The organism is Lysinibacillus sp. HST-98 (assembly GCF_016757845.1).
Lineage (GTDB): Bacteria > Bacillota > Bacilli > Bacillales_A > Planococcaceae > Lysinibacillus > Lysinibacillus capsici.
In genome coordinates this window covers 16,583-28,925 of sequence record NZ_JAENHX010000014.1, presented here as the reverse complement: position 1 = coordinate 28,925, position 12,343 = coordinate 16,583, and the positions used below count along the sequence as shown (strand labels likewise).

Annotated in this window: 11 protein-coding genes and 1 tRNA gene; 5 read left to right on the top strand and 7 right to left on the bottom strand. The window is 38.2% G+C overall.

What is annotated here, in order from left to right; translation table 11 throughout:
* Positions 1-68: 68 nt before the first annotated feature.
* Positions 69-704 carry a redox-sensing transcriptional repressor Rex gene (locus JIN86_RS21975; RefSeq protein WP_004224350.1) on the bottom strand — a complete coding sequence of 212 codons (636 nt, stop codon included), beginning with the start codon at positions 702-704 and terminating at the stop codon, positions 69-71.
* A 253-nt stretch (positions 705-957) separates the two neighbouring features.
* On the opposite strand from JIN86_RS21975, the gene JIN86_RS21970 reads away from it, so the two are divergent.
* Positions 958-2,901: an ABC-F family ATP-binding cassette domain-containing protein gene (locus JIN86_RS21970; RefSeq protein ID WP_004224348.1), complete on the top strand. Its 1,944-nt coding sequence runs from the start codon at positions 958-960 to the stop codon at positions 2,899-2,901.
* 433 nt (positions 2,902-3,334) lie between these two features.
* On the opposite strand, the gene tsaD is transcribed toward JIN86_RS21970, so the two are convergent.
* The 6 genes from tsaD to JIN86_RS21940 form a co-directional block, all read right to left on the bottom strand.
* Complete coding sequence (gene tsaD / locus JIN86_RS21965; protein ID WP_202342882.1) at positions 3,335-4,351, bottom strand: tRNA (adenosine(37)-N6)-threonylcarbamoyltransferase complex transferase subunit TsaD; 1,017 nt, start codon at positions 4,349-4,351, stop codon at positions 3,335-3,337.
* The gene (gene rimI, locus JIN86_RS21960; protein WP_202342881.1) at positions 4,351-4,803 is read right to left on the bottom strand and encodes a ribosomal protein S18-alanine N-acetyltransferase; all 453 of its coding nucleotides are present in this window, start codon (positions 4,801-4,803) and stop codon (positions 4,351-4,353) included. The genes tsaD and rimI overlap by 1 nt, the downstream gene beginning before the upstream one ends.
* On the bottom strand, positions 4,796-5,503 hold the full coding sequence (tsaB, locus tag JIN86_RS21955; RefSeq protein WP_202342880.1) for a tRNA (adenosine(37)-N6)-threonylcarbamoyltransferase complex dimerization subunit type 1 TsaB: 708 nt from the start codon (positions 5,501-5,503) through the stop codon (positions 4,796-4,798). The genes rimI and tsaB overlap by 8 nt, the downstream gene beginning before the upstream one ends.
* Positions 5,500-5,949, bottom strand: a complete 450-nt coding sequence (tsaE, locus tag JIN86_RS21950; protein WP_004224337.1) for a tRNA (adenosine(37)-N6)-threonylcarbamoyltransferase complex ATPase subunit type 1 TsaE — start codon at positions 5,947-5,949, stop codon at positions 5,500-5,502. The genes tsaB and tsaE overlap by 4 nt, the downstream gene beginning before the upstream one ends.
* Positions 5,950-6,122: 173 nt before the next feature.
* Positions 6,123-6,461 carry a hypothetical protein gene (locus JIN86_RS21945; RefSeq protein WP_004224334.1) on the bottom strand — a complete coding sequence of 113 codons (339 nt, stop codon included), beginning with the start codon at positions 6,459-6,461 and terminating at the stop codon, positions 6,123-6,125.
* A 468-nt stretch (positions 6,462-6,929) separates the two neighbouring features.
* A tRNA-Asp gene (locus JIN86_RS21940) sits at positions 6,930-7,005 on the bottom strand.
* 143 nt (positions 7,006-7,148) lie between these two features.
* Here JIN86_RS21940 and JIN86_RS21935 point away from each other — a divergent pair.
* The 4 genes from JIN86_RS21935 (at position 7,149) to JIN86_RS21920 (ending at position 12,313) form a co-directional block, all read left to right on the top strand.
* On the top strand, positions 7,149-8,240 hold the full coding sequence (locus tag JIN86_RS21935) for an aminopeptidase P family protein (protein ID WP_004224330.1): 1,092 nt from the start codon (positions 7,149-7,151) through the stop codon (positions 8,238-8,240).
* Between the two features lie 115 nt (positions 8,241-8,355).
* Positions 8,356-9,279: an oligopeptide ABC transporter permease gene (opp3b, locus tag JIN86_RS21930; protein ID WP_004224327.1), complete on the top strand. Its 924-nt coding sequence runs from the start codon at positions 8,356-8,358 to the stop codon at positions 9,277-9,279.
* A gap of 3 nt (positions 9,280-9,282) precedes the next feature.
* Positions 9,283-10,311: an oligopeptide ABC transporter permease gene (gene opp3C / locus JIN86_RS21925; RefSeq protein WP_004224325.1), complete on the top strand. Its 1,029-nt coding sequence runs from the start codon at positions 9,283-9,285 to the stop codon at positions 10,309-10,311.
* Between the two features lie 13 nt (positions 10,312-10,324).
* The gene (locus tag JIN86_RS21920) at positions 10,325-12,313 is read left to right on the top strand and encodes an ABC transporter ATP-binding protein (RefSeq protein ID WP_009374128.1); all 1,989 of its coding nucleotides are present in this window, start codon (positions 10,325-10,327) and stop codon (positions 12,311-12,313) included.
* Positions 12,314-12,343: the final 30 nt, after the last annotated feature.

Here is a 12,343-nt window from a genome sequence, read left to right as displayed (position 1 = left end):
ACTAATATTATGTGAAAGTTTTACGTCTTGCTATTCACCACAACAGCCTAAACACGCTATGTAAAGAATCACTCTTCCTGATTACGAATTAAATAAATAAGCGCTTGCAACTCTACCGATAAATCGATGGTTAAAAGCTGCATTCTATCAGGTACTGTTAATCGCTCTGGCGTAAAGTTTAAAATTCCCTTTGCATTCATGGCTGCTAAGCGATCCGCCATTTTTTGAGCGGAGCGTGGTGAAACGGTTAAAATAGCAAGCTCTGCACCGTATTCTGCATATTTTTCCTCCAATAAATCTGGATGAAAAACAGGAATGTTACTGATCATTTTGCCATCCTTCGGTGCTTTTGAATCGAATGCTACAACAATATGTGTATTATGGTTTTTTTGAAAATTATATTTTAATAATGCACTACCTAAATTCCCCACACCTATTAACGCTACTTTTGTCGTTTCATGTTGATCAAGCGTCTGGCTAAAAAATTGTAATAGATGCTGCACATCGTAGCCATAACCTTTTTTCCCAAGTGCACCAAAATAAGAAAAATCACGGCGAATAGTTGCAGAATCTATTTTCATCGCTTCACTCAATTCCTTCGACGAAATACGTTCCATACCTTCTTGTGCAAAGTTTTGAATAAATCGATAGTAAAGAGGAAGTCTTTTTGTAGTGGCTTGTGGAATTTTTAATTCTTGTTTCAAACTTTTTCCTCCTTATGATGTACCTCCATCAATTTTACTGTCTTTAACTACTAATTTTAATACATTCATCCTTAACAATATACAACATTTTTGCAATCCCCTGCTGTATTTCTCTTTAGTTAATGGCGCCTTATACGCAGCTAACTAAAAAGAAATCGTTTCAATCTTACATGACTGCTAGGAATAAGTAAAGCACGGACATTGCATGCAAATCGTTCATCCATTACACTAAGGTAGAATTGAGGTGTCAAGAATGATTGTTTTACAGGTCAATCAACTAACTAAATCCTTTCTTGCAGATGAAATTTTAAGTGGTGTTAAATTAGAAGTTCAACACCGTGACCGTGTTGCCTTAGTAGGACGAAACGGTGCAGGTAAATCTACTTTATTAAAAATAATTGCTGGTCAAATGTCTTATGATTCAGGTGATATCATTATCCCAAAGGATATTCAAATAGGCTATTTAGAGCAACATGCAGGATTAAACTCTACGCTAACAATTTGGAATGAAATGATGACTATATTTGAATCTCTTTTAGCCCAAGAACAGCTACTACGCTCACTTGAACAACAAATGGCTGATCCTACTGTCTATGATAACCCTACTATGTATGCGAAAGTTATGTCGGAATATGATCAATTACAGCATACGTTTAAAGATGCAGGTGGCTATCAATATGAATCAGACATACGGTCAGTCCTTCATGGTATGCAATTTTATTCCGAAGACTATGACAAACCCATCAGTTCCTTATCTGGTGGACAGCGCACACGTTTAGCACTTGCTAAGCTCTTACTTAGTAAACCAGATCTTTTAATTCTCGATGAGCCAACGAACCATTTAGATATCGAAACACTATCTTGGTTGGAATCCTATTTAAAGGGCTATGAAGGCGCTATTTTAATTGTTTCCCATGACCGCTACTTCTTAGACCAAGTCGTTTCTATTGTCTACGAAGTATCTCGTCATCGCGTTACCAAATATCCGGGTAATTATAGTGCATATCTAGATGAAAAAGCTAAAAATTATGAGCGTGATGTCAAACTCTTTGAACGTCAGCAAGATGAAAAGGCCAAGCTTGAGGATTTTATCCAAAAAAATATTGCACGTGCTTCTACAACAAAAATGGCCCAAAGTCGACGTAAAATGCTTGAACGTACAGAGTGGATGGAATCGCCGGATGGTGATGAGAAATCCGCTAGTTTCGGTTTCACGATTGAACGTCAAAGTGGAAATGATGTTTTATCTGCTGATGAATTAACGATTGGTTATAACGATCGTACCATTTCTAGTGGGATAAACCTCCGCACTTTTCGTGAGGATCGTATTGCCCTTGTTGGTCCAAACGGAGTTGGTAAATCGACATTATTAAAAACAATTGTAAAAGATTTATCTCCTCTTGCAGGTAGTATTCGTTATGGTACAAATGTACAAATAGGCTACTATGATCAAGAGCAAGCAAAGCTATCGAGCAATAAGAGTGTCCTAAAAGAATTATGGGATGAATGGCCACTCATGAACGAAAAAGATATTCGTACTGTATTAGGGCGTTTTCTTTTTAGTGGTGAAGATGTGGATAAAGCTGTATCCTCTTTATCGGGCGGTGAAAAAGCACGCCTTGCACTCGCAAAGCTAATGATGCAAAAGGCTAATTTCTTAATTCTTGATGAGCCTACCAATCATTTAGACTTAGATAGCAAAGAGGTATTAGAAAATGCCTTGATTGATTATCCTGGTACGCTTCTATTTGTCTCACATGACCGCTACTTCATTAATCGTATCGCAACGAAAGTGGTGGAGTTATCTGGAACCGGTTCATTTGAATATTTAGGTGACTACGATTATTACGTTGAGAAAAAGCAGGAACTATTGGAGCTAGCACAAATGAAGGTTGCCTCCCAACCACAAGTACAGCAAGACCTGCCTGATAAAACGTCTACATCAAAAATTGATAAAGAAGTAAAAAAACGTGAGCGTCAAATTAGACGTACGATCGAAGATTTAGAAAGCAAGATGCAAGAAACATCTGCTATTGTTGCAAGACTAGAAGAGGCTCTTTGTGACTCTGCCATTTTCACAGACCATGAAAAAATTTCAATGCTTCAAGCAGAATTAGCAACTGCTAAAGAACAGCATGAGCTATTAGAATTAGAATGGCTTGAGTTAAATGAAGAACTTGAAAATATTAGTATGTAAAGGATGTAAGCCATGTGAAAGGTCACATGGCTTTTTCTTTACTTGTCTTCACTTTTCATATATATTGGTCAAGTGCTATTTTTCGACAAAAAATGCCCACAGTTTTATTCACACTATAAATCTAGTAATACCAACATATCAACAGAGTTTTCCACATTGTCCACAATATAAATTTATTTTATCCACATTCTATCGTATAAAACCAGCTACTATATATTGAATAATCACAAGTTATACACAAGTTATCAACAATTTGTGCATAAGTACGCGTGTTCGCCATTTAATTCGCTCCTTTACTTGTGGATAATTTTCTGAAAAATTTGTCAATTTTGATGCTTCTATTGACTATTCCCTTAGCACGGTTCTTTTTTATCAACAATTATTCGACAATAAAAAAAGAGATATCTAAAAATATAGATACCTCTTTCTTATACTATACCCAGGATTTTAACTCCATTCCTGGACGTCCATTCATCATTAGATTACCTCGAATACCAGCCTCAAACATCGGCATAGCTGCTGCGCCAATCATTGCCGCATTATCAGTACACAATTTAAGCGGGGGTACAAAAAACGGGATACCTTCCTCTTCAAATACAGTCTCCAAAGAAACTCGCAAACCTTTATTTGCTGCTACACCTCCAGCTGCAATAACCTGCTTCACCTGATATTCGCGAGCCGCACGTAATGTTTTAGCAGACAGTACTTCAACAACACTTTCTTGAAAGCCCTTAGCAACAGCTGCTGGTGAAATAGCTTCACCTCGTTGGTCCATATTATGTTTATAATTGATGACAGCTGATTTTAAACCGCTAAAGCTAAAATCATACGAATCCTCTTCCAACCATACTCTTGGAAAAGGAACAGCCTCTCCTTCCTCATGAGCAAGACGATCAATATGTGGCCCTCCAGGATAAGGTAAATTTAAAACACGCGCCACTTTATCATAAGCTTCACCAGCTGCATCATCTCGTGTTTCACCAATGACCTCAAAAGAGCCATGTTCCTTCATATAGACAAGCTCTGTATGACCACCTGAAACGACTAGTGCTAATAAAGGGAACTCCATTGGCTGAACAAGCGCATTGGCATAAATGTGCCCTGCAATATGATGTACACCTACAATTGGTAAGTTGTTTGCAAAGGCAAAAGCCTTCGCCGCATTAATGCCAATCAACAATGCACCTACAAGACCCGGACCCTCTGTAACAGCAACCGCATCTAAATCTGTCGGCTTTAATTTTGCTTGGGCTAATGCTTCTTCAATTACCATCGTAATTTGTTCAACGTGATGGCGTGATGCAATTTCAGGGACAACGCCACCAAATCGCTTATGACTCTCTATTTGAGAAGCAACAACATTCGACACGATTTCATGACCATTTCGAATAATCGCTGCAGCTGTTTCATCACAGCTTGATTCTATTGCTAATATCAATCCATTATTCATTATAAATTCACCCACATGACAAGGGCATCCTCCCCGTTATCAGTATAATAGCCTTTCCGTATACCACCATCTTGGAATTGAAGCTTACGATAAAGATTTTGTGCAACCGTGTTCGTTACTCGTACCTCCAATGTCATAACCTCCATTCCATGTAAACGAGCTATTTGCAGCGCCTCACGCATTAATCCCTCTCCTATACCTCGTCCACGCGCTGCCTCAATAACAGCTACATTCGTAATTTGGGCTGCATCTATAACCATCCACATCCCGCAAAAACCAATAATACTTCCACTTGCATCAACAGCCAGCACATAATGGGCATACTGATTTTCATGCACTTCATAGTAAAAGGAATCCAACGTCCAAGGTACAGGAAATGAAGCGACTTCAATTTCATAAACTGCTGGTACATCATCAGAAACCATTTTACGATAAGTTACATCACTACTCATGTTCTTTCTCCTTCTGTTCTTTCAGCCAATTTGCTTCAGCCTCTGCAATTCGTTTATATTGTGGGACAAAGTGATGAGTAGCTTCAACACTTGGTAACTCCACTTTAGTTCCTACACGAATAACTTCCGTTGCACGAGGCAAGTCAAGACTAAAAGGTGCACGTAAAGCGTTATCGCCAAGCTTCTCTACAATGTTATCCCAAAATATGCCCACATCTGTTCCTACAAATAAAATAGGTGCATCTAATGCCCTTAAACGCTCTAACAAATCAGCGATATGTGTATGATGATCCTCCACAAGAGCCTCTAGTGTCACTCCTTGATAAACAGCTGTATAAACATTGTCTCTTCTTGCATCAAAAATTGGACAAATTAATCCATTATAAAGGGTAGCATTTGCAGCTAATGCTTTTAAGCTAGAGACACCAACTAAAGGTATCTGTAATGTCCATGCTAGGGTTTTCGCTAATGTTACACCTATACGGACCCCTGTATACGATCCTGGCCCTTCAGACACTGCAATGACATCCAAGTCACCTGCCTTCAAACCTGCTCTTGCTAATACCTCTTCAATAGCGGGCATTGCGCCTGCTGAATGTGTTAATTTTATATTTTGTACCAGCTCAGCTACCACTTTTCCATCCATCACCACAGCAACGGAAAGTGGTGTATTCGCTGTTTCTATTCCTAACCAAATCATTTCATTAGCTCCTCACATAGTGCCTCATAACGTTCCCCACTAGGTATGAACACGAATCGTCGTTCAGTGTCTCCGATTCGATAAATCTCTATCGCTAATCGATTCTGTGGCAAATCCTGTTCAATTAAATGCGCCCACTCTACCACTGATACTGCATCTCCATAAAATAATTCATCCCAACCTAGGTCCTCGTCACTTTCAGCCAAACGATAAACATCTAAATGATTGAAGGGTAAACGTCCTTCATACTGTTTAATGATTGTAAATGTTGGACTGTTGACCGTTCTTTTCACACCAAGCCCTTTTGCTAAGGCCTTCGTAAACGTTGTCTTGCCTGCACCCAAATCTCCTTCTAATGTAATCGTATCTTGAGCTTCTAGTAAATTGGCAAGTGCCAGGGCAAACCGCTCTGTATCATCAACTGAATTCATGATTATTTCATACATTCTCATTTTTCCTCTCATCACTACATTATCTCTAGTTTACCTAAACTAGCGAAAATGTTCAAAGCATCCAATATCATTATATCCTACTTAGATTATCTTCGTTAAAAAGCCTAATTTAGGAAGCTCATTTAAATAAAAAAACACGCCTTCTTTTACAAAGACGTGACAACTATTTATCTGTTTGAATGACCTTTCACTGCTATGATTTCTTTGCCAATTAGTTTATCATCCTTAAATTTCACTATATAGGCCTGTGTCATCAAAATTTCATCATTCCAACGATATTCATTATTTTTGATTTTTTTACCTGCGCCGCCTGCTGCTTCTACTACCTCAATATATGACATATCATTTTTTAATTTCTCAAATTCTACTTCGCTCATATTTTTTTGCCAGTGATACGCATTTGATTCTTCAATCTCCATAATAGGATCTCCACAGCCTACCATCATTATCATGGAACCAATAAGCAAAGGTAAATAAATACTTTTAAAAGAATAATCTTTGCTCATCTAAACACCTCCGTAGCCAATCCGATTACTTCTACATTTTTACCCCTAATCTTTATATTAGAAACACCTCTAATTTTACCTTATAGAAACGCTATCATTTATCGGTAATTTTTACTATTTTTAGATAATGTTAAATATATGAAATCCATTATGTTTAAGGCAATATTATCGATCATTTCACAGCGATTTAAGCCGTTTTTTAGACAGCATTGATATGTTTTAGGGAAATAGATGTTGTTTATTGAATAATAAAGGGAAGTTGGTCTCAAATACTTCACAGAATGTTATGCTTTAAGCCTCTGTGTTTCTACTAGGCAGTGATGATCCTTTCGACGTTATTCATTTGTCATGTAATTTCTAATTAATTTTACTGATAAGCTCCTGAAAGATGAATTGGATCCATACGCCAATCACATACAAAAAAGTCCTTATGATATAAAATCATAAGGACTGGAATATCAATTTAAATGGCGGTCCCGACCGGGATCGAACCGGCGATCTCCTGCGTGACAGGCAGGCATGTTAACCGCTACACCACGGGACCTCTTTAAGACATTTATAAATGTATCATAAGAAATACTACAATGCAATACTTTTTTAATAGAATTCGAACAATTGTACAATAATATTTTATTTTTTTGTTTATATGCTATTATTACCTACAAAATAAATATCAGGAGGTAATATATGTCTACTATTTACGAAACTCGTAGAGCAATTTTCAAATCAAAGCTTGAGGAGGATATAGCTTTCATTACATCGCCAGCTAATATTTTTTATTACACTGGTTTTTTATCTAATCCTCATGAGCGCTTTATGGCACTTATTTTCAATAGCAAAACAAATGAAGAAATATTATATGTTCCTGCCTTAGATTTAGAAGCAGCAGTACAAGTTACTGATATTCAACACATTGTACCAATAAGTGATGAGCAAATGCCATTTGAGGTTGTCAAAAGCACCATAGGAAACCTTGGTCAAACAGCTGGTGTGGAAGCAAAGGCACTTAATCTTTCACGCTATTTGGAGCTTACAAGTACCTTAGATGTACAAGTCAAAGATATTCAACAACTAGTCAATAGGCAACGCTTGCATAAAACGCGAGATGAACTCAATCAACTGAAAGTGGCCATTGATATTATTGAACAGGTGATGACAGAGGGCATCAAAAAAATTCATATTGGCATGACCGAATTAGACCTTGTTGCCGAGCTAGAATATTTAATGCGTAAATTTGGAGCGGATGGCCAGTCCTTTGCCTCGATTATTTTGTCTGGTGGAAATGCTGCCTTGCCGCATGGTCAACCTAGTATGCGAAAAATCGAGCATGGAGATTTTGTGCTGATTGACATGGGTGTGATTAAAGATGGCTACTGCTCTGATATTACAAGAACATTTGTCATTGGCGAAGCGACAGAAAAACAACGAGAAATATATGAGACCGTACTAGCTTCGACACTAGCTGGTATTAAAGCAGCAAAAGCTAACATTCCATTAAAACAAGTAGATTTGGCTGCAAGAGCAGTTATTGAAAAGAAGGGCTATGGCGACTATTTCAACAACCGCGTTGGTCACGGACTTGGCATTGAAGTTCATGAAGAACCTTCTGTCCATGCAGGAAACAATGATTTAATTACAACTGGTATGGTATTTACAATTGAACCAGGTATTTATATACCCCATTACGGAGGCGTTCGTATCGAGGACAATGTTTACATCAATGAACTTGGCAAAGCAGAAGTGTTGACTACTTTTCCACGCGAATTACAAATTTTATAACCTGCCTAGCACAAAGGAAGTAAATTCGAATTTTTCGAGTTTACTCTTTTTTTGGCACTAATCTTGCAAATAAAATAATAGATTCAACAAACTAAATTAGTAGGAGGTCATTTCCATGATTCGCTACATTTTCACCCGAATCGGCTTCATGATGATTACGTTATTTATCATCATCTTGCTTTCATTTTTACTTATGAAAGCTCTACCTGGTTCTCCATTCAACGATGAACGGTTACCTGAAGCGCAAAAAGAATTACTGTACAAAAAATACGGTCTAGATAAACCAGTACCTGTACAGTTTGGGATTTACCTGTCGAATCTTGTTCAAGGGGATTTAGGTGTTTCTTTTGTTTTTGATAATCGCCCGGTTACGAAAATTATTCAAGAACGCATTGGCGCATCGGCTATTCTCGGATTCCAAGCCGTTTTTGTCGGTACTATTATCGGCTTACTGTTAGGTATCGTAGCAGCATTAAAACATAACACCATGATCGATTACGGTGCAACCGTCTTAGCAGTACTCGGTATTTCTATTCCTTCATTTGTATTTGCAGGCTTTTTACAATATTGGGTTGGTGTTAAACTCGGCTGGCTGCCAATTGCTTTTTGGAATGGTTTTGAATACTCGATTTTACCAACCATCGCTTTAGCAGTTGGCGTTGTGGCAACTATTGCCCGCTTTACTCGCATTGAAATGTTAGAGGTACTCAACCAAGAATATATTTTAACCGCTCAATCAAAAGGATTATCGAATGCTTATATTATTACAAAACACGGGATTCGCAATGCGCTCATTCCAATCATTACAATTATCGGACCGTTAACTGTGAATACGATTACTGGTTCACTTGTTATTGAGAAAATTTTCAGTATCCCTGGTTTAGGGGAGCAATTTGTTAATTCGATTATTACAAATGATTATCAACTAATTATGGGCACAACGATTTTTTACGCTTTTTTATTTGTCAGTGTCATTTTAATTATTGATATTTTATACGGGTTCATTGATCCTCGTATTCGTGTAGCGGGAGGCGAATAATTTATGACAACCAAAATCACTGAAGGCACAAAGCATTATCCAGCCGATTTATTTGAACCTGCCTCTCAAGCAGATAACGTCTCTGATATTGTGCATCGACCTGAACAATCATTTTGGCAAGATGCATGGCGTGGTTTACGTAAAAATAAAGCAGCTATTGTCGGCTTATGTATTATTATTTTCGTTATTTTATTAGCTGTTTTCGGCCCATTTATGAATAGCCATGGCTACGATGAACAAAACATTGCGCGCACCAATTTACCACCAAAAGTTCCCGTTCTGGAACATTTGCCTTTCTTAGGTTTGAATGGTGTCGATGGGCGTGGCGTGGACCAATACGAAAAAAAGGGTATAACCGAATATTTTTGGTTCGGTACAGATGAATTAGGACGAGATTTATGGACACGAATTTGGCAAGGCACGCGTATTTCACTTTATATCGCCTTTCTCGCAGCCACGATTGATTTAATTATCGGTGTTGCTTATGGTGCTATCTCAGCCTTTTATGGGGGACGTACTGATAATGTCATGCAACGTATTATTGAAGTATTAGTTGGTATTCCAGGGTTAATAGTCAATATTCTTCTTATTCTGATTTTGAAGCCCGGCATCATTTCTATTACTCTCGCAATGGTTATCGTTGGCTGGATTAGTATGGCCCGTATCGTTCGCGCACAAATATTAAAGCTCAAATCATATGAATATGTACTGGCCTCCCGAACACTCGGAGCGAGTAACCAACGATTAATTTGGAAGCATTTAATTCCTAATACACTTGGCCCAATTATTGTCGCTACTACTTTTACTATACCTGGCGCGATTTTCACAGAAGCCTTACTTAGTTTTATCGGATTAGGGCTACAACCACCTACCGCTTCCTTAGGAACAATTGTGAATGACTCATATAAACTATTGCGCATTTACCCACATGGCATGATTGTTTCTTCTATTATTATTAGCTTAATTATGATTAGCTTCAATTTACTTGGAGATGGACTGCGCGATGCATTTGATCCAAAAGTACGTAAATAAGGAGGTGTTCACAATGAAAACCATTTTAGAAGTCAAAAATCTTAGCGTTTCCTTCAACACGTATAGTGGCGAAGTACAGGCTGTACGCAATGTTTCGTTTGACTTATATGAAGGCGAAACATTAGCAATCGTTGGCGAATCAGGGTCAGGGAAGTCCGTTACTTCGAAAAGCCTATTACGCTTAAATCCTCGTGAAACAACAATGATTAAAAATGGCCAAATCTTATATCATAACAAAAACATTTTAGATTACAGTGAACAGCAAATGCGTGGGCTTCGCGGGGCTGAAATCTCAATGATTTTCCAAGATCCTATGACTGCATTAAACCCTACGATGACGATTGGCAGTCAAATTGCAGAAAGCATTAAAAAACATACGTCTTTACGTGGTAAGCAAATAATAGAGCGGGTCATTGAATTATTACAACTCGTTGGCATTAAAGAAGCAGATAAACGCTATAAGCAATACCCACATCAATTTTCAGGTGGCATGCGTCAACGAATTGTCATTGCAATGGCACTTGCTTGTGAGCCGCGCATTATTATTGCAGATGAACCGACTACAGCATTGGATGTTTCGATTCAAGCCCAAATATTAGAATTGCTTAAAAACATCCAAAAAAAGATGAATCTCTCGATAATATTTATTACCCATGATTTAGGGGTTGTCGCAAAAATGGCTGACCGTGTTGCCGTGATGTATGCAGGTAAAATTATAGAAATTGGCTTAGTCGATGAAATTTTTTACCACTGTCAACATCCTTATACACAAGGGCTACTCGCTGCGATGCCGAATCCAGATATCGATGCGGAATCATTATATGCCATTCCAGGGACACCGCCTAACCTATTGCAGCCACCTGTGGGAGATGCCTTTGCGGCTCGCAATAAGCAGGCACTTAAAATTGACTTTCTAGAAGAACCACCTATGTTTAAAGTAAGCGATACGCATTATGCTGCAACTTGGCTATTGCACAAGCAGGCACCTACAATGATACCTGTTCATCAACAGCTAGCGCAGGAAAAGCAAAAAGAACGTGAGGAGACACCTCTATTTGATACAAACCATCCGTTTTTATCCTTAAAGGAAGTGAAGCAATATTTTAAATTAGGGAAAAATACAATTAACAAAGCGATAGATGGTATTACTTTTGATATTTATAAAGGGGAAATTTTCGGTTTAGTTGGCGAATCCGGCTGCGGCAAATCTACTACGGGACGCTCTATTATCGGACTCAATACGATAACAGATGGCACCATCCAAATTGATGGACAATCCATTTATGATGCACAGACAAAACAAGAGAAGCTTGCCATTCATCGCAAAGTACAAATGATTTTCCAAGACCCCTATTCTTCTCTGAATCCACGGATGAAAATAGCAGACATTATTGCGGAAGGTCTTGCAATTCATGGCGTACCGAAAAGTGAATGGAAAACAAACATTTATGAGCTTTTAGACGTTGTAGGCTTAACCAAGGAATATGCGAATCGTTATCCACATGAACTAAGTGGTGGACAACGTCAGCGCATTGGTATTGCACGTGCGCTTGCTGTAGAGCCGGAATTAATTATTGCCGATGAACCAATTTCTGCATTGGACGTGTCGATTCAAGCGCAAATCGTTAATTTGCTAAAAAAGCTCCAGAAGGAACGAGGGTTAACGTATTTATTTATTGCACACGATTTGTCGATGGTAAAATATATAAGCAATCGTATCGGGGTCATGCATCGAGGTAAAATTGTTGAGTTAGCGGAAAGTCAGGAACTTTATGACCACCCTATCCATCCTTATACAAAATCATTATTATCGGCTATTCCTCTGCCTGATCCTAAACTAGAGCATGAACGACAAAGGATTATTTTTGATGAAACCAAATACAACGCCAATGATCGAGCAAATGAAAAGTTTATAGAAGTCCGTCCAGGTCATTTTGTCATGCTTACGGAGGATGAATTAATGCAATATCACCAAACAAATGCTAAAGGTATATTGCAATGAAGTTATCTAAGGTGATGCTGGTGACTGTTT